13 protein-coding genes are annotated in these 18,651 nt (G+C 67.8%); 9 read left to right on the forward strand and 4 right to left on the reverse strand.

Features of this window, described 5'->3' with window-relative positions:
* Positions 1 to 26 precede the first annotated feature (26 nt).
* Positions 27 to 1,430, reverse strand: a complete 1,404-nt coding sequence (locus tag ABZ267_RS01650) for an APC family permease (protein ID WP_356746973.1) — start codon at positions 1,428 to 1,430, stop codon at positions 27 to 29.
* Positions 1,431 to 1,519: 89 nt separating this feature from the next.
* Between ABZ267_RS01650 and ABZ267_RS01655 the strand changes: the two genes are divergently transcribed.
* Both ABZ267_RS01655 and ppgK read left to right on the forward strand, forming a co-directional pair.
* Positions 1,520 to 2,509, forward strand: coding sequence for a 4-hydroxy-3-methylbut-2-enyl diphosphate reductase (locus tag ABZ267_RS01655; protein WP_356746971.1), 990 nt, complete (start codon positions 1,520 to 1,522; stop codon positions 2,507 to 2,509).
* 37 nt (positions 2,510 to 2,546) lie between these two features.
* Positions 2,547 to 3,284: a polyphosphate--glucose phosphotransferase gene (ppgK, locus tag ABZ267_RS01660; protein WP_356746969.1), complete on the forward strand. Its 738-nt coding sequence runs from the start codon at positions 2,547 to 2,549 to the stop codon at positions 3,282 to 3,284.
* Positions 3,285 to 3,361: 77 nt separating this feature from the next.
* Here the strand turns inward: ppgK and ABZ267_RS01665 are convergent, their stop codons facing one another.
* On the reverse strand, positions 3,362 to 3,967 hold the full coding sequence (locus ABZ267_RS01665; RefSeq protein WP_356747255.1) for a DUF6542 domain-containing protein: 606 nt from the start codon (positions 3,965 to 3,967) through the stop codon (positions 3,362 to 3,364).
* Positions 3,968 to 4,330: 363 nt separating this feature from the next.
* Here ABZ267_RS01665 and ychF point away from each other — a divergent pair, with 363 nt between their 5' ends.
* From ychF to ABZ267_RS01680, 3 genes are all read left to right on the forward strand, one after another.
* Positions 4,331 to 5,419, forward strand: coding sequence for a redox-regulated ATPase YchF (gene ychF, locus ABZ267_RS01670; RefSeq protein ID WP_356746967.1), 1,089 nt, complete (start codon positions 4,331 to 4,333; stop codon positions 5,417 to 5,419).
* Between the two features lie 281 nt (positions 5,420 to 5,700).
* Entirely contained in the window at positions 5,701 to 5,985 is a 285-nt protein-coding gene (locus ABZ267_RS01675) for a hypothetical protein (RefSeq protein WP_006138089.1), read from the forward strand.
* On the forward strand, positions 5,967 to 6,380 hold the full coding sequence (locus ABZ267_RS01680) for a PIN domain-containing protein (RefSeq protein ID WP_356363566.1): 414 nt from the start codon (positions 5,967 to 5,969) through the stop codon (positions 6,378 to 6,380). Before ABZ267_RS01675 ends, ABZ267_RS01680 begins: the two co-directional genes overlap by 19 nt.
* Before the next feature lie 17 nt (positions 6,381 to 6,397).
* Here ABZ267_RS01680 and ABZ267_RS01685 read toward each other — a convergent pair whose 3' ends face one another.
* Both ABZ267_RS01685 and ABZ267_RS01690 read right to left on the reverse strand, forming a co-directional pair.
* Entirely contained in the window at positions 6,398 to 7,789 is a 1,392-nt protein-coding gene (locus ABZ267_RS01685; protein ID WP_356746964.1) for a hypothetical protein, read from the reverse strand.
* A gap of 138 nt (positions 7,790 to 7,927) precedes the next feature.
* Positions 7,928 to 9,676, reverse strand: a complete 1,749-nt coding sequence (locus ABZ267_RS01690) for a DUF6119 family protein (protein ID WP_356363241.1) — start codon at positions 9,674 to 9,676, stop codon at positions 7,928 to 7,930.
* Between the two features lie 352 nt (positions 9,677 to 10,028).
* On the opposite strand from ABZ267_RS01690, the gene ABZ267_RS01695 reads away from it, so the two are divergent.
* From ABZ267_RS01695 to ABZ267_RS01710, 4 genes are read left to right on the forward strand one after another with little or no spacing between them, the layout of a single operon-like run.
* Entirely contained in the window at positions 10,029 to 12,176 is a 2,148-nt protein-coding gene (locus tag ABZ267_RS01695) for a hypothetical protein (RefSeq protein WP_356746962.1), read from the forward strand.
* 37 nt (positions 12,177 to 12,213) lie between these two features.
* Positions 12,214 to 13,848, forward strand: a complete 1,635-nt coding sequence (locus ABZ267_RS01700; protein WP_356746960.1) for a class I SAM-dependent DNA methyltransferase — start codon at positions 12,214 to 12,216, stop codon at positions 13,846 to 13,848.
* Positions 13,841 to 15,130 carry a restriction endonuclease subunit S gene (locus ABZ267_RS01705; protein ID WP_356746958.1) on the forward strand — a complete coding sequence of 430 codons (1,290 nt, stop codon included), beginning with the start codon at positions 13,841 to 13,843 and terminating at the stop codon, positions 15,128 to 15,130. The genes ABZ267_RS01700 and ABZ267_RS01705 overlap by 8 nt, the downstream gene beginning before the upstream one ends.
* Positions 15,127 to 18,453 carry a type I restriction endonuclease subunit R gene (locus ABZ267_RS01710; protein ID WP_356746956.1) on the forward strand — a complete coding sequence of 1,109 codons (3,327 nt, stop codon included), beginning with the start codon at positions 15,127 to 15,129 and terminating at the stop codon, positions 18,451 to 18,453. Before ABZ267_RS01705 ends, ABZ267_RS01710 begins: the two co-directional genes overlap by 4 nt.
* Positions 18,454 to 18,651: the final 198 nt, after the last annotated feature.

An 18,651-nucleotide genomic window follows, 5' to 3' on the forward strand; every position in this document is an offset into this window, starting at 1 on the left:
GACGGCGATCCGGGAAGGACAGCCCCTTACCGAGAACGCTCCATCCCGCGCCCGCCCGCACCCTGCACCGCCAGCACCATGAACCCCACCGCCAGCCAGCACAGTCCCACCACCTGCGCGCTCGTCGTCGCCTCCACGATCACGGCGACGAGGATCCCCGCACCGACCACCGGCATGAGCACGTGCTTCCACCAGACGGGCGGCCCCGACATCCGGCGTACGACGAACCAGCCGACCACCGACGCGTGCAGCAGCACGAACGCCGTCAGCGCACCGATGTCCACCACCGACACCAGGTGGTCCAGCCCGTCGTCGCGCCGGGCCGCCCACACCGCCGCCACCAGCGTCACGATCGCCGCACCCAGGATCGCGAGGCGCGGCACGCCCGACTTCGGGTCGACCTTCGCGAGGAGGCGCGGCAGCCGCCGCTCCCGGGCCATCGCGAAGACCAGCCGTCCGGCAGCCGCCTGTCCCGCCAGCGCCGCGAACGCCGCACCGATCGCCTTGCTGACCGCCACCAGGTCATGCAGCCAGGTCCCGACGGAGGCGTCGACCGCGTCGTAGAAGGCCGACCCCTGTGCCGCCGGATCCGCCGCCAGCTCGGCCGAGCTCATCGGCTCCAGGAGCGCTGCCAGATAGGTCTGAGCGATGAACAGGACACCCGCCAGCACCAGGCAGAACAGCACCGCCCGCGCCACCTTCTGCGACCCGCCCGTCACCTCCTCCGCGAACGAGGCGATGGCGTCGAACCCCAGATACGACAGCACGGCCACCGACACCGCGCCGAGCACCGCCGCCATGGAGAACGCGGCGTCGCCGGTCAGCGGCGTCAGCCACCCGCGCTGCGCCCCGTCCCGTACGAGGACGACCACGGCCGACACCACGAAGACCAGCAGCACCACGATCTCCATGGCCAGCACCACGAACCCGACCCGCGCGGCCGCCCGTACGCCCCACAGATTGAGCAGCGTGGTCACCAGCACCGCGATCGCGGTCCACACCCACCGCGACACCTCCGGGACCAGCGCGTTCATCGCGATCCCGGAGAAGAGGTAGGCGACGGCCGGGATCAGCAGATAGTCGAGCATCGCCATCCACCCGGCGATGAACCCGGGCCCTTCGCCGAGTCCCTTGCGCGCATACGTGAAGACCGACCCGGCGAAGGGTGCGACCCGCACCATCTGCGCGTAACTGAAGGCGGTGAAGCCCATGACGACGGTGGCCACGATGTAGACCAGGGCGACCGACCCGCCGGACTTGGCGTCCAGGGTGCCGAAGATGCCGACGGGGGCCATGGGCGCGATGAACAGGAGCCCGTAGACGACGAGATCCCGGAAGCCGAGGGTCCGCCGCAGTTTGCCCTCCTCGACGCTGCTTCCAACGCCGCTGCCGCCCGCGGACCCCGTACCGCTCCCCGAGTCAGACGTCATGAACCCTCCACAGTCACCGTCCGCCACACACGTGCAGCCATCAGTCTCCCGACCCGGCCGTCATGGCGCCTGTTCGGTACGGCCTTACGATGGGACGCATGACTGCAACTCCTGCCCGCCGTGTCCTGCTCGCCGCGCCCCGTGGCTACTGCGCGGGCGTGGACCGCGCCGTGATCGCCGTCGAGAAGGCCCTGGAGCAGTACGGGGCCCCGATCTACGTCCGCCACGAGATCGTGCACAACAAGTACGTCGTGCAGACCCTGGAGAAGAAGGGTGCGATCTTCGTGGACGTCACCGCGGAGGTGCCCGAGGGCTCCATCGTGATGTTCTCCGCGCACGGAGTCGCGCCCACCGTCCACGCGGAGGCCGCCGAGCGCAAGCTCGCGACCATCGACGCGACCTGCCCGCTGGTCACCAAGGTCCACAAGGAAGCCGTCCGGTTCGCCAAGGAGGACTACGACATCCTCCTGATCGGCCACGAGGGCCACGAGGAGGTCATCGGCACCTCCGGCGAGGCGCCCGACCACATCCAGCTGGTCGACGGCCCCGAGGACGTCGCGAACGTCGAGGTCCGCGACGAGTCGAAGGTCGTCTGGCTCTCCCAGACCACGCTCTCCGTCGACGAGACGATGGAGACGGTGGACGCGCTCAAGTCGAAGTTCCCGAACCTCCTCTCGCCGCCCAGCGACGACATCTGCTACGCCACGCAGAACCGCCAGATCGCGGTGAAGAAGCTGGCCGAGGACGCCGAGCTGGTCATCGTGGTCGGCTCCAAGAACTCCTCGAACTCCATCCGCATGGTCGAGGTCGCTCTCGACGCCGGTGCCGCCGCCGCGTACCTGGTCGACTTCGCGAGCGAGATCGACGAGGCGTGGCTGGAAGGCGTGACGACGGTCGGCCTGACCTCCGGTGCCTCGGTGCCGGACGTCCTGGTCGACGGGGTCATCGAGTGGCTCGCGGAGCGCGGGTACGCGGACGTGGAGACGGTCAAGACGGCCGACGAGTCCATCACCTTCTCCCTTCCCAAGGAGCTCCGCCGCGACCTGCGCGCCGAGGCCGCCGCCCTTTCCGCCGAGTAGCAGGGCACAGCGCCCGGCCTGCCCGTACGGTGTTGCCATGAAGATCTTCGGCGTGGACATCGGCGGTTCAGGGATCAAGGGCGCTCCCGTGGACCTGGACCGAGGCGACCTGGCGCAGGAGCGCCACAAAGTGCTGACACCGCATCCGGCCACGCCCGACCGCGTGGCCGACTGCGTGGCCGAGGTGGTCGGCCACTTCGACTGGCAGGGACCCATCGGCGTCACGTTCCCGGGCGTGGTCACGGACGGCACCACGCGCACGGCGGCAAATGTCGACAAGGGCTGGATCGACACGGACGCCCGCGCGCTGCTGGGCGAGCGGGTGGGACAGCCGGTGACGATCCTGAACGACGCGGACGCGGCCGGGGTCGCGGAGATGACGTTCGGCGCGGGCCGGGGCCGCAAGGGCACGGTCATCATGCTGACCTTGGGTACGGGCATCGGCAGCGCGCTCTTCGTCGACGGCCGCCTCGTCCCCAACACCGAGCTGGGCCACCTGGAGCTGCACGGCCACGACGCGGAGAAGCGCGCCTCCACGAAGGCCAAGGAGGACGAGGACCTCAGCTGGCAGCACTGGGCGCACCGGGTGCAGAAGTATCTGCTGCACGTGGAGATGCTGTTCTCGCCCGAGCTGTTCATCATCGGCGGAGGCGTGAGCCGCAAGGCGGAGAAGTTCCTGCCGCTGATCGAGAAGGTCCGCGCGGAGATGGTCCCGGCGGAGCTGCAGAACAACGCGGGGATCGTGGGCGCGGCGATGGCGGCGGCGGGGAAGTAGGAGGCGGCGCTACCTGCCGGGGCGGCGCTACTGCGCGGCAGGCTTTGCGCGAGGCGGCGCCACCACGCGGGGTGGCGCTACCTGCTGGCGCGGGGCCGCTCGGCACGCCCGGCGGGTGCGCCCGCCCCGGTAACCTTCTTGGGTACCCGGGCCGCCGCGGGCCGCGGGGCCTTCTCCGCTCCTGCCGTACGCTCCTGGGCCAGCAGATACCGCTGCCGGGCCCGCATGTGCAGAACCTTCCGTACGGAGGCGATGAGGCCGGCGACCAGCGTGCCGCCGTACAGCCAGCCGGCGTGCACGGCGAGCGCGGTGACGAGGGCCATGGTCTGCCCGCCGAAGCCACCGGAGCCGCCGGAGATCGGGAAGACGCCGACGGCGAAGGCGATGGGCACGCTGATCGGCGCGGTGACGAGGTCGGCGGGCCGGACCCAGAGCGCGGTGAGCGCGCTGACCGGCAGGAAGAGCAGCCCGTAGACGATATCGGAGCTGTCGAACAGCAGCCGGTCCAGACAGGCGAGCACGAACATGGTCAGCGCGGCGAACAGTCCGGCCCCGATCCCGGTGAGCCGGGGGTTGGGGAAGCGCCGCAGCGCGAGCAGCACGGGCGGCACGGCACGGACCCGTCCGCCGGAGCTCCCGGCCGCTCGGTAGACGGTGGCGGACTCACCGAAGACACCCGGCACGGGCGCGACGGGAGGTACGGGCGCGGCCTGCGGGGCCGGCCTGCGCTGCGGGGGACGTGTCCTGGGCTGCTCCACCTGGACAACGTAGGTCGCGGGGCCGGAGGAATCAGGCGTTGGACACGCGCTTTGGCCGACCTTGGCGTTGCGTTCGAGGCCGCGCGGCCGAAAGGCACCTGTTCGGCGGTGTACGTACGGTGTCGAGGCGTGCTGGAACCTCCGTGCTCAGGACCTTCGGCGGACCCGTGCGGGCCAGCGCGCGCCCGCCCGTAAACTGGAGAATCGGTCCACTCCGCGACCCGGCCCGAACAGCCGAGCCGGCCCCGGACGCCCCTGACCCCCTCCTCACTCCAGGAAGTCGCCAAAGTGTCGCTCACGATCGGAATCGTCGGTCTGCCGAATGTCGGCAAGTCGACCCTGTTCAACGCCCTGACCAAGAACGACGTGCTGGCGGCCAACTACCCGTTCGCCACGATCGAGCCGAACGTCGGCGTGGTCGGCGTCCCGGACCCACGCCTGAACAAGCTCGCGGAGATCTTCAGCTCCCAGAAGCTCCTGCCGGCCACGGTGGACTTCGTGGACATCGCCGGCATCGTCCGGGGCGCGTCGGAGGGTGAGGGCCTGGGCAACAAGTTCCTGGCGAACATCCGTGAGTCCGACGCGATCTGCCAGGTCATCCGTGCCTTCAAGGACGAGAACGTCGTCCACGTCGACGGCAAGGTCTCGCCGAAGGACGACATCGAGACGATCAACACCGAGCTGATCCTCGCCGACCTCCAGTCCGTCGAGAAGGCCGTCCCGCGCCTGACGAAGGAGTCCCGCCTCCAGAAGGACAAGGTCGCGGTGCTCGCCGCGGTCGAGGACGCGCAGAAGATCCTGGAGTCCGGTCAGACGCTCTTCTCGGCCGGCATCACGGCCGCGACGGAGAAGGGCAAGCTCCTCCACGAGCTGCACCTGCTCACGGTCAAGCCGTTCCTCTACGTCTTCAACGTCGACGAGGACGAGCTGGTCGACGAGGACTTCAAGAACGAACAGCGCGCCCTGGTCGCTCCCGCCGAGGCGATCTTCCTCAACGCCAAGATCGAGTCCGAGCTCATCGAGCTCGACGACGACGAGGCCCTGGAACTCCTCCAGTCCATGGGCCAGGAAGAGCCCGGCCTCGCCACCCTCGGCCGCGTCGGCTTCGCCACCCTGGGCCTCCAGACCTACCTCACGGCCGGCCCGAAGGAAGCCCGCGCCTGGACCATCAAGAAGGGCGCCACGGCCCCGGAGGCTGCCGGTGTGATCCACACCGACTTCCAGAAGGGCTTCATCAAGGCGGAGATCGTCTCCTTCGACGACCTGGTCGAGACAGGCTCGGTCGCCGAGGCCCGCGCCAAGGGCAAGGCGCGCATGGAGGGCAAGGAGTACGTGATGCAGGACGGGGACGTGGTGGAGTTCCGCTTCAACGTGTAGCGGCTGACATATCACCACGTCGCTGATCTGGCAAACTTGCAGGTCAGGGAGGGTCCGACTCTTCGGGGTCGGGCCCTTAGTTTTTTCCCGTGCTGGGATGGTGCTGGGATAGCTGACCCCTCGTCACCTGTCATCACCCCTGCTCATCCCTACCGTGCTGGGATCGTGCTGGGATGGGATGGGGGCGCCCGTGCTGGGATTTGCGCGAGCAGGGCACAGGCCGAGCTGTGAAGGTAGTGCGGGCGTGGCGCTTTTCCTACTCGTTTGACACAATCGGGGGCATGGCTGAGACGACGTACAGCATCGGGGAAGGGCCGGCGACGCGGGTGAGCCTGTCGCTGCCAGAGGGGACGGCGGAGGCGATCCGGGCGCGAGTGGGGAAGCGGGAGTTCTCCGCGTTCATCGCCGAGGCGGTCGAGCGTGAGTTGCGCGGGCAGGTCCTGGACGAGTACCTGGCGGACTACGAGAGCCGCAAAGGGCCGGTCTCCGAGCCGGCTCGTCAGCGGGCGCGGCAGGTCTTTGACGAGGTGTTCGCCGAGGAGGCCGAGTGGCCCGCCGCAGGCTGAGTCACGAGGGGACGCTCGTCCTGGACAGCGAAGGGCTCTCGAAGCTGCTCGCCGATGACGAGCAGGTGGTGGCTCTGATCGCTGAGGCGCGCTCGCGCGGCATGGAGGTCGTGATCAGTGCGCTCACCATCATCGAGGTCGTCCATGCCCGTACGAACAAATCACGCCTGAACTGGGTGCTTTCCGGGCTGCGGGTCGTCCCGGTCGGTGACGAAGAGGCAAGGGCGGCCTCGAAGCTGCTGATGAACGCCGGGTTGCACGGACACAAATACGCGATCGATGCGGCCGTCGCCGAGGCCGCGCTGCGACAGCACCGCCCCGTGGTCATGCTGACTTCCGATATTGACGACATGACCAAGCTGTGCGGCGAGCGGGTCCGGCTCGTGGCGGTGTGATTTCCCTTTGGTGCGGCTCAGTAGGAGCGGGGTCCGTAGGGGCTCCAGTGACCGAGGAAGGGCTTGAGATCGTCGCCGCTGGGTTTCGGCGGCGTGGGCAGTTTCGGCGCTGAGGCCGATTCGGTGAGGTTTTGGAGGTGCGCGTCCGCGAACGCGAGCCACGCCTCGACCTCGGTCCGCTCCTGCCCGGGCGGAAGTGATGTGGCATGGACGCCTACTGCTGCGACGTATTCAGTCAGGCGGCTGGCCTGGTACCAGGTGTCTGCCTGTTCTCCGAGGTGTTTGACGCGGTAGGCGTGGGCGTAGGCGGCATGGGCTTCCTGCATGGCGGCTTCCCAGCGCTTTCGCTCTACCTCTCTGGCTTTCTGATCCGCGAGGCGTTTGCGCTCCGCGGCTTCGCCACGGAGGCCGACCTCCTGCACGATCTCGGCGAGTTGTTCTTCCAGAGGCCGGTCGGGGAGATCCGCCCATTCGCTTGCACGGTGCGGGCTGCCGCCGCGGAGTATGAAACGCAGCCGGCTGGAGGGGGTGTAGTCGAAGCGGGGGATGCGCATCCATGAGTACTTCTTGGCGTCGGCGAGTTCTTTGTCCGTGGGGACGTGTTCGCTGCGGTCCTGTTCTTGAAGGACGAGGAAGCCGACACTTTCGCCTTGGGCAGTGATGGAGAAGTGCGGTGGTGCCTTGCGCCGCCGATGGGGCGGGGGCACGCCTTGTGTGGTTCCGAGCGATGCCTTGTGGCCTTGGGCTTCGGTGGCGGTGATGAGGGTGTGGATGATGCGCAGGGCTCGACCCTGGAGGGGTTTGGTCAGTCCCATGGGCTGCGGCTGCTTTTGAAGGGCGTTCACGACGGCATGGGGTTTGGAGAGTCTGACTGGCACATGGAGCGGGGAGAGTTCCGCGAGGCGCCAGGCAGGGATGTCGACCAGCTTGATCTCGTAGCCGCGGTGGGTGCGGTATACGTGGAGTTCCTGCGTGTGGGGGATCTTGCCGGACTTGCGGGCGGCATTGACTCGTGACGCCCAATTCACGGCGTGCGGGCCGGATTCGATGGGCTTGATGAGACAGCTGTCGTTCGCAGCGGCCAGTTCTTCGAGTAGCTGGTCCGCGTGGTTCGCAAGGGCCTTCGGCGCGGCTCTGGGGCGCCGCGATGTCGGTTTTCGGGCAGGTCGTTCCGGCGGTCGGGTGCTCTGCTCCACGGGGTGGATGCCGCCTTCGATGAGGTGCTGCCACCCCTTCTCGGTGAGGTGGGCGCTCCAATGTCCGCGGCGTTTGGTGATTTTGATGAGCCCTCGGTTCTGCAGGGCCTGTCCGCTCGTCTTGTAGGTGCTGTCCGGCCAGACTCCGTCGGGACACCCCTGGCCCACCCAGTCGAGCACGGCCTGCTGCCGCTTGTTGAGGGCCTGTTCCATGTAGCCTCCCGCCGCTTCCTGGGTGCCCCGTCCCCGGAGACGATGCCCGCTGCCCTTGCGGGAATTCTGGGTTGTGAAAGGACTCCTCGTTCGGATGAGAGATATAGAGGGCGTGTTTACGGCGAGAGTCCTGGGCGGCTACGCAGCCTCGTCGCGCATGGCGGACTGGGCCGACTCGCTTTCGACGCCGATGACTTCGACGGTCACGCCGCGAGCGGCGAGGGCCTTCGCGGTCTGGGCCAGGGTGATGGCGGAGAACGGAAAGAGGGAGTCCGGCGTGAGCTTGGCTCCGTCCTTCAGAAGGATCGCGAAGACGACGCGGCGCGGGGTGAAGTCCTCGGGGATGCTGCGGGCCGGATTGCTGTTGACGTGTACGGACCGGGCGAACTCCGCGCGTACGGCCGCGTTCTCGAAGAGCAGCTCAACGGAGACGCGCGCCTGGCTGAACAGGTGACTCAGCGGGCTAGAGGAGTGCGCGGGCTTCACGAGGACAAGAGCGTCGTCCTCGGTGAACAGGTCGCAGATCTCGACGGAGTTGCTTGCCCGAAAGGGGTTGTGGACGTTCTTCTTGTCCAGGCAGACCCAGCCGCGACGGGCCTGGGCGGCCAGCTTGTTGTAGTCGCCTTCGTCTACGGGACGCATCACGCGCATACCCTTCCTGTTGAGCTTCTCGACGAGCGGCCAGCGGGGGAGATCGACTGAGGGCGCGTCGGGGAACAAGGGAGCCACGGTCTCGTTGACGTTGCGCAGGTAGCCCGCCCCGAGCTCGTACCACTCACCGTCGAGCAGACAGAACGTGCGGGAGCTGAGGGAGAAGGTGGCCTCGATCCACTTTATGGCGGTTTCCTTGGACAGGGCTTCCAGGGAAGCGGTGCGCGGGGCGAGCGCGGTCCGTGCGGCGAGCGTGTCACGGAACAGTTCGACGGTGCCCTGCCGGAGCGCCGTGACGCGGGCGCCTGCCTTGATCACACGGGCCCGCTCCAGGACGTAGTCGAGACTGAACTCGTCCCGCAGGTGGGGCGGGCAGGACCCGATCTTGATGGTGCAGGCGGTGGACCGGGGCAGATCGGTGCTCTGGGAGAAGGGGACGGCGGTGATGATCCGGCCGTCTGCGGGGCGGCCGAGCGTGGCGTCCAGTTCCGCGTCGAGCGCGTCGATGAGGGAAGGGTCCTTGACCGCGGTGATGTGCTCGACGAAGGCCAGGTCGGGGTGGGGAACGACGTGCTCACAGATCGCGGCGATGGCGCGGATGTCCTTGATCAGTGTGGTAGGGGTGGTGCCGAGTTTGATACGGAGACCGATGCCGCCGTCCGCGGTCATGGCCCCGTTCCTGGTGCCGCTCCCTGCGGTGAGGTCGACTTCGTCGAGGTAGCCGCCGAGGTGGCGGATGATCCGCCCGTGGTCCCTGAGTCCGAGTGCCGGTACGGAGGCGCCGGCAGGGATCAGGGAACTGTCGATGCGCGCCTGGCCGAGGACGCTGGCGGTGAAGTCCCGCACCTGCCGCGGGTTGATCGCGCGGATACCGAATGACAGACCGAAGTGCGCGTCCTTGAGCTGGGCGGGGAGAAGCCGGTAGCCCTGGTCGAAGCCGATCGCGTACACCAGGTCGTCGACGGCGAGCACGAGCAGCGCGCCGGTGCGCTGCTCGCTCTGCAGCAGGTCCGATTCGTCGGCGAGCCGGAGGACGTCCTTGCCCCAGGCGGCTTCCTCCTTCGCTACGGCGAAGGACACCGCGAGAGCGGGAACTCCCATGTGATCGCTGACGTCGCGCACGACCGCGTCCAGGGTGTCGAGGGCTTCGACGTCGAGGGCTTCGAGCATCGACTCAGGGGTCGCCTTGACGTGGGTCAGGCGGTACAGGGTGCGCTTCGACGCGGTGCTGGACACAGAGGTCTCCTGGGGCGAGGGTGCGGTGCGGTTCGGTAACACGAGCGGCCTTACGGGACGGGTGCTGTCGAGGCGGACAGGGGTGAGTGCCCGGCAAGGGAGCAGAGGTGCGGCGATGAGGACGCCGGTGCGGTCGGACTCGTATGGGGCTGGCGTCCCGGCGGGTGGTGCCGGGGTGATGGTGACGAAGGTGCCAGAAGACTGGATGTGAAATTTTTCGAGAACCTGATAACCCTGGTTATCAACCGCTGGTGAAGCTGAGAGCTCGACCGGCTGTAGCGTGTGAGGTGCACTGGGAGAAACGTTCTCGACCGAGAGCACGAGGCAGTCGTCACGAAGGGAGCGGAACCGCATGGCCGACGCACGTGAGGCAACCGCTCCCATCCTGCCGGAGGAGACCTCCTGGCGGATCAGTTACGCCGAAATCGGGACCTTGGCTCAGGTTCAACGGCCCGTCGTCACCACCTGGGTGCGTCGGCACGCGGACTTCCCTGAGCCCGTCGCATATGAGGGAGCCAGCCCGCTCTTCGACGGCGGCGAAGTCGCCGAATGGCTGCTGTCAACCGGCCGAGGCAATGCTGGCTCCGACCAGATCCAGACGGAGTGGGTGCTGCACACCCTGTCCGCCTGGCGGCGCACGATCCCGGCCCGCACGCTGGTCGACACGGTGACCGCGCTGCTCTGCCTGCGCCAGCTCCTCGACGAACCGCTCTCCGAGCTGCCGTGGCGCACGATCCTGGAGCGCGCCTCGGAGACCGACTTCGAGGACACCTATCTCCACAAGGAACTGCGCGACCTGCCGGACGCCGAACGTCAGGGCCCCCTGCTCGCCGTGCTCGCCGACCAGCTCACCGAGGCCGCCTACACCCCGGCCGACGCGCTCGAACGGGTCATGGACGCGCGCCGCCGCCTGGGCTGCGACGACCTCGCCGCCGACGAACCGATTCCGCTGGTGAGTCGGGCGATGGCCCACCTGTCCGGCATTGCGCGTCTGAACGAGCGCGAGCAAGGGACGACGGCCGCCGTCCTGTACCCCAGGAGCGGAGATCTGCTGGTCGCCCTGCGCGAAGCCGTGTCCGACGCCGAGGGCATGCCCTTCTTCCTCTCCGCGGACCCGATGCCGGACCTAGCCCGGCTCGCCCGCCGCCGCCTCATGGCCCAAGGCGTCCAGGAGTACGAGATGGACCTCGTGGACGGCGAGGAACTGGCCACGGACGACTGGGGAGACCCGCACGTCGTCGTCTGTGCCCTCCCCTACGAGGCGGCCGAGACCCGCAGCTCGCTCGCCGTCCTGCAGAACCTGCAGGACCTCACCGACCTCCTCGCCGAGGACTGCACGGCCATCGTCCTGGGCCCCGCCGATGCGCTCGTCCGCCCCCTGCCCGCACGCGGGGAAGCAGACCGCCTGCGCCGGGGCTTCCTGGAACAGCACCTCCTCAAGGCCGCGATCAGCCTCCCCGAAGGCGTGCTCCCTTTCCGCCCGGCCCACCGCACCGCGGTCTGGGTCCTGCACCGCACCCCCGAAGCACAGCGCACCGGCCAGATCCTCCTCGCCGACCTCTCCTCACGCACCCTTACCGCGCAGGCCCTGGACGCGCTGGCCGAGGACATCGACATCTTCCGTGAGGCCGGCTGGCGGGCGGACAGCCGCCACGAACCGCGCAACGCCGTCGTCGTCCGGGCCACCGCGCTGACCAGCGCACCCGGTGCCGCGTTCACCCCGCAGCACCGCCCGCACGCCGACCGCTACACCCGCACCGTCGTCGAACGCCCGGCCCGCATCTCCGAGACCGAACTCCGCCTTCAGCAGCTGATCGACGCCACCCGTAGCGCACTCGACCACGCGCCCACGATCCGCGCCAACGCCGTCCTGCGCCCCGACGACCAGCCGGCCCGCCGTACCACCGTGGCCCGCCTGCTCAAGGACCGCCGCCTGCGCCGACTGCCCGGCCACCGCATCGCCGCCGAACACCTCCTCACTGGAGGCAAGGGCCACTACCCCGTCCTCACCCCGGCCGAGATCACCGGCAGTGCGCCGGTCGACAGTCACCGCATAGACCGCGCCGTACTGCTCAACACCTACGAGCACGCCTACTTCACCGAACCCGGCGACATCGTCGTCACCGCCACCCCGAGCTTCGGCGCGTACGTCGACGACGAGGGCCTGTCCGTGGTCGCCTTCCCCGCACGCGTCCTGCGCGCACGGTCTGACGCCGAGTACCCCGTACGGCCTCGCGTCCTGGCGGCGCTCCTGCGCTCGGCGGCCACCGAACACCGGCGGGTGAGTGGCGCGGTCCGCTCCGCCCGCCGCATAGAGGACCTTCTCATCCCCGACCTCCCCGGCGACGAGGCCGAGCGGTACGACGCGCTCCTGGCCGACATCGCCCGCCGTACGGCCCTGCTGCGCCAGCACGCGGCGGCCCTCGACGACCTGACTTCCCTGACCGCCGCCGGCCTCGTCGACGGCACGCTGACCCTCACCGAACCCCCTCTCGCCTGATCTCTCGTCCGAACTCTTGAAGGAGACCCGAGCGCCCATGCCGCCCCGGAAGAAGAAGCCCACCGACCAGGCGGAGCTGTTCACCGCCTCCACGCCCAAGGAGATCCAGGCCATCCTCTGGAAGGCCGCCGACAAGCTGCGCGGCTCCATGGACGCCAACCAGTACAAGGAGTTCGTCCTCGGCCTGATCTTCCTCAAGTACGTCTCCGACGCCTTCGAAGAGCGCCGCGAACAGCTCGCCAAGGAACTGGCGGAGGAAGGCATCGCCGAAGACCGCCTGGAGGAGTTCCTGGAGGACCAGGACGAGTACACCGGGCACCACGTCTTCTGGGTCCCCGAGAGCGCCCGCTGGTCCTCGATCTCCGCCAACGCCAAGAGCGGCAACGTCGGCGAGGTCCTCGACCAGGCCATGGACGCCATCATGAAGGCCAACCCGTCTCTGACCGGCGTCCTCCCCAAGATCTTCAACAAGGACAACGTCGACAAGAAGCGCCTGGCCGAACTCGTCGACCTCATCACCGACGCCCGTTTCGGCGGCAGCGACGACAAGCCTGCCCAGGATGTCCTCGGTGAGGTCTACGAGTACTTCCTCGGCAACTTCGCGCGGGCGGAGGGCAAGCGGGGCGGCGAGTTCTACACCCCGAGCAGTGTCGTCCGCCTGCTGGTGGAGGTCCTGGAGCCGTACGAGGGCCGCGTGTACGACCCGGCCTGCGGCTCGGGCGGCATGTTCGTCCAGGCCGCCAAGTTCATCGAGGCCCACCGTGGCCGCGGCCACAAGGCTGACATCTCCGTCTACGGCCAGGAGCTCAACGAACGCACCTGGCGCCTGGCCAAGATGAACCTCGCCATCCACGGCATCGACGGCAACCTCGCCGCCCGCTGGGGCGACACCTTCGCCGACGACAAGCACCCGGACCTCAAGGCCGACTACGTCATGGCCAACCCGCCCTTCAACATCAAGGACTGGGCGCGCAACGAGTCGGATTCGCGGTGGAAGTACGGCGTCCCGCCGAGGGGTAACGCCAACTACGCCTGGCTTCAGCACATGATCAGCAAGCTGGGGGAGCGGGGCGCGGCCGGCGTCGTCCTGGCTAATGGCTCGATGAGCAGTCAGCAGAGCGGGGAGGGGGAGATCCGGCAGGCGTTGGTGGACGGGGACATGGTGGCTTGCATGGTTGCGCTGCCTTCTCAGCTATTCCGCACGACGCAGATTCCTGCCTGCCTGTGGTTCCTGGCGAAGGACAAGTCTCCGGGGGGCGTGAAGGGGCAGAAGGTCGCTGCTGCGGATCGCCGGGGCGAGATCCTGTTCATCGACGCTCGGGACATGGGCGAGATGGTCGACCGTACCGAGCGCATCCTGACGGACGCCGACCTCGCGAAGATCGCGGGGACATACCACGCGTGGCGTGGGACGACGAGCGCGAAGGACGCGGGGGAGACGTACGCGGACGTGTCGGGGTTCTGCGCCAGCGCGGACCTGAAGACGGTCCAGGAGCACGGGTACGCGCTGACGCCGGGGCGATACGTCGGAGCGGCCGAGGCGGAGGAAGAGGACGCCGAGGCGGTCGCGGAGAAGATCGCACGGTTGACGGGGGAGCTGTACGAGCTGTTCGACGAGTCGGACCAGCTGGCGAAGACGGTGCGCGAGCAGCTGGGAGAGCTTGATGGCTAGCAGGACCACTCAGACCGGAGGGCGTGCAGCCACCACCGGGATCATTCCTGGAAGGTGGGCTCTGAGCGTTGGTAACCCTGGAACGGCTGCGGCCCCTGGGTTCGCCTGGAGGCGGCTTACGGATCTGGCTAGGCTGGAAAGCGGGCACACACCGAGTCGTCGTAGTCCTGAGTATTGGGACGGGGACGTTCCGTGGGTCGGAATCAAAGATGCAACGGGAAATCATGGACGTACGATCAGTTCGACCTTGCAGTGGATTTCTGAAGCAGGGCTAGAAAACTCATCAGCCCGCTTGCTGCCAGCAGGTACGGTGTGTCTGTCTCGTACTGCATCGGTTGGATATGTGGTGACCATGGGTGTTCCCATGGCGACCAGTCAGGATTTCATCAACTGGGTATGCGGGCCCGAGTTGTCATCGCGTTACCTTCATTACCTCCTCCTCAGTGAGCAGGAAGCGATCCGGCGCTTCGCTCATGGGACGACGCATCAGACGGTCTACTTCCCCGAGGCGAAGGCGTTCCATGTGTGCGTCCCTGATCGTGCTGAGCAGGACCGCATCGGGGCCATGCTTGGGGCGCTGGACGAAAAGATCGCCGTCAATGAGCGCATCGCGGCCACGGCGCTTGAGCTAGCCGATGTGACCTTCCTATGGGCGGTTTCTGGCGTTGAGCCTGGTGAAGCGACCTTTGGGAGCGTCGCTGGGGTGGGTGGAGGTGGAACTCCGAGCACGAAGGTCGAGTCCTACTGGGGTGGTGACATTGCCTGGACGACACCATCGGATGTGACGGCTTTGCTGTCCCCCTATCTCTTCGATACCGGGCGGAGTATCACCTCTGATGGATTGGATTCATGCGCGTCTCCGCTGTACTCCACCAAATCCATCTTCATGACTTCGCGCGCAACCATTGGGGTGTTTGCTTTGCCGCAGATCCCCGCTGCCGTGAATCAGGGATTCATTGTGGTAACGCCTCCCGATGATTCAATGCGATGGTGGCTCTTCCATGAGATGCGGTCGCGTGTACCTGAGATGGTTAGTCTCTGTAACGGGTCTACGTTCCTGGAGCTGAGTCGAAAGAACTTTAAGGCCATGCAGGTTCGTCTTCCCGCTGCGGAGGTGATCGAGGAGTTCGCGATGGTCGCCGCGCCTCTGCATGAGAGCGCAGCGCATGCCGCAGAGGAAAGCCGCTCGCTCGCCACCCTCCGCGACACCCTCCTCCCCCAGCTCATGTCCGGCCGCATCCGCGTCAAGGACGCCGAGAAGATTGTCGAGGACCACGTATGACCACGCACGGGAACGACAACGGCAGCAGCGACACCCCCGACAACTCCGACACTCCCACCCCCGACAATTTCCGCCCCCTCGAACTCGACTGGGAGCTCCTCGCCCTCGAAGAGCTCGTGGAGCTCGACTGGCCGAAGGCCGAGGGCAACGAGCTCGCCCCCGGATCCGGCCACCGCCGTTCCTGGGACGACCTGATTCTCTACTCCGACCTCGGCGAGGCCATTGAGAGGCTCAACCCGGCCCTCCCCCCGGACGCCGTCCGCGAGGCCCTCGCGACCGCCGCGACCCCCACCTCGCAGGACACGTACGAGGAGAACCGGACCGCGCACGGCTTCCTGACCGACGGCGTCCACTCCGTCACGTACACCGACGCACTCGGCGCCGAGCACACACCGACCGTCCGGATCATCGACCTGGAGCACGCGGACGCGAACACGTACCGCGCCGTCCGCCAGGTGACCGTGATCAACGGCGAGCGCAACCGCCGCTTCGACCTCGTTCTGTACGTCAACGGGCTTCCGCTTGCCGTCATCGAGCTCAAGCGGGCGGGCGACCCGAACGCCACCCTTGCTGCCGCACACACCCAGATCCGGCACTACGTCGAGGAGTTCCCCACCGCTTTCCGCTACAACGCGGTCGTGCTGCTCTCCGACGGGATCACCGCGAAGTACGGCACGCCCTTCACCCCGTACGAGCACTTCGCCCCGTGGAACACCGACGAGTTCGGCGCCCGCGTGGACACCGTGGACGCTGCCGCCGTACACGCCGATGTCGACATCCCGACCGGCCAGGACCTCGCCCTGCACGGCCTGTTCACCCAGCCCCGCTTCCTCGCTCTCGTCCGGTCCTTCATCAATTTTGTGCCGGCCAAGCGCATGAAACGGATCGCGAAGCCGCACCAGTACTTCGCGGTCACCCGTGCCGCCGACGCCGTGCGCCGTGCCGCCGCGACCGACGGCAAGGCGGGCGTGGTCTGGCACACCCAGGGCTCGGGCAAGTCCGAGGAGATGGTGCTGACCACCAACCTCGTCATGCGCGACCCTGCCCTGCACAACCCCACGGTGGTGGTCGTCACCGACCGCACCGACCTCGACGACCAGCTCTTCGACACGTTCAAGGAGAGCGAGGTCCTCCCGGAACAACCCCACCAGTTCCTCAACCGCGCCGCCCTCCGCGAAGAGCTCGCCGCCAAGCGCACCGGCGGCATCCTCTTCACCACCCTGCAGAAGTTCGGCCGCACGAAGCAGGAGAAGGAATCCGGGACCGACCACCCGCTCCTCTCCGAGCGGCGCAACATCGTCGTCGTGGTCGACGAGGCCCACCGCAGCCACTACGACCACCTCGACGGCTACGCCCGCCACCTGCGCGACGCGCTCCCGCACGCCACGCTCCTCGCCTTCACCGGCACCCCGATCTCCGAGGCCGACCGCAACACCCGCGAGGTCTTCGGCGACTACATCGACACCTACGACCTCAAGCGGGCCGCCGACGACGGCGCGACCGTGAAGGTCTACCACGAGAGCCGCGTCGTCCAGCTCGTCCTCGACCACGACGTCGACCCCACCACCATCGACACCGAGGCCGACCGCATCACCGACGGCCTGGACGACACCGAGCGCACCCGCGTTGAGCAGGCCGTTGCCACCATGAACGCCATGTACGGCGCCCCCGCCCGGATACGCGACCTGACCCAGGACCTGGTCGAACACTGGGAAGCGCGCCGTGCGGCGATGCTGCCGTTCGTCGCGGACACCGACGACGCACCCGGCGGAGCCCCCGGCAAGGCGATGCTGGTCTGCGCCACCCGTGAGATCTGCGTCCGCGTCTACGACGCCCTTAAGATCCTGCGCCCCGACTGGCACACGGACGATCCGACCACTGGCGCCATGAAGATCGTCTACTCCTCGGACTCCCGCAAGGACTCCAAGGAACTGCGCGCCCACGCCCTGCGCGACTCCCAGCGCAAGGCTGTCATCAACCGTGCCAAGGACCCCGAGGACGAACTCCAGCTCCTCATCGTCAACAACATGCTCCTGACCGGCTTCGACGCGCCGTCCATCCACACCATGTACCTGGACCGGCCGCTGCGCGGCGCCGGCCTGATGCAGGCCCTCGCCCGCGTCAACCGCCGCTTCCGCAAGAAGGAGGACGGCCTCCTCGTCGGCTACGCGCCGCTCACCGAAAATCTCCAGAAGGCCATCGCTGAGTACTCTGCCGACGACCAAGCGGACCAGACCCTCGGCCAGGACATCGACCGCGCCCTGGACGAGCTACGCAACGAGTACGACATCCTCGATCAGATGCTCCTCGGCTGGAACTGGCGCGAACGCCTCTCGCGCCCCGACCCGAAGGCATTCATCAAGGCGGCCTACACCACGGCCGAGTACCTCCGAAGCCCCGCTACCCCGGGCAACAACCCCGACCAGCTCGACAACCCGAACCAAACCCTCAGCCGCCGCTTCCGCGAACACGGCTACCGCCTGGAACGCTTCTTCGCCCTGGCCGGCTCCTCCGCCGACATCTCCTGCCGGTTCACCGACCAGCCGTACTGGAAGCGCGACATCCAGTTCCTCGTCGAGGTCCGTACGTACATGGCGAAGCTCGACGCCATGGACCGCGAAGCCCAGGGTCTGCCCGTCGCCCGCGACGTCGCCCTCTACCTCTCCCAGCTCACCTCCGCCGTCGTGGAGACCGGCGGCGTTACCGACCTCTTCTCCGAGGCCGGCCTGGACAAGGCCGACCTCACCCACCTCAACGACGCACTCGTCGGCCGCCTGCAGAACAGCGAAACCCCGCACCTGGCCGCCGAAGCCCTGCGCCGTCTCGTCGAGCAGAAGATGCGCGAGCAGACCCGGCACAACATCGTCCGCCAGACCGCGTTCTCGGTGCGCCTCCAGGACCTGATGACCCGCTACATGCGCCAGCAGCTCACCAGCGCCGAGATCATCGCCCAGCTGGTGGAACTGGCCAAGACGGTTGCGGAAGACGCCCGGCGAGGTGAGAAGTTCACCCCGCCGCTGGGGAACGACGAACTCGCCTTCTACGACGCGGTCGCCGACCTCGGCAGCGCCCGCGACCTCATGGGCGACGAGATCCTCTCGGGTATCGCCCGGGATCTCGTGGTCCAGGTCCGCAAGAACCTCAAGAAGGATTGGATCGCCCGCGAACCGGTCCGGGCCAGGCTTCGCGCCACCATCAGGCGCCTCCTGGCCCGCCACGGCTACCCGCCGGAGCAGTCCAAGGAAGCGATCGACCTGGTGATCCGCCAGATGGAACACTTCGCCGACAAGTGGTCCCAGGACGGCTCGGCCGTCGACGCATAGCCCTCGCCTATATCGCTCCCGGCCCCGGCAAGCGCCTGCTTGCCGGGGCCGTTCTCTGCCTGACCGGATGTCCTTCGTGGGGGCCGGCAGGGGCTGCGCCCAACTGCCTTACCGCAAAAGCAAAATCCCGTGCTGTGAGACGTGAGGTGCGTCGGGCCGCTACTTTCAAGTCCGCGGAACGAACCGCAGAACTGCTAA

It is taken from the genome of Streptomyces sp. NPDC006174, from assembly GCF_040614075.1.
Lineage (GTDB): Bacteria > Actinomycetota > Actinomycetes > Streptomycetales > Streptomycetaceae > Streptomyces.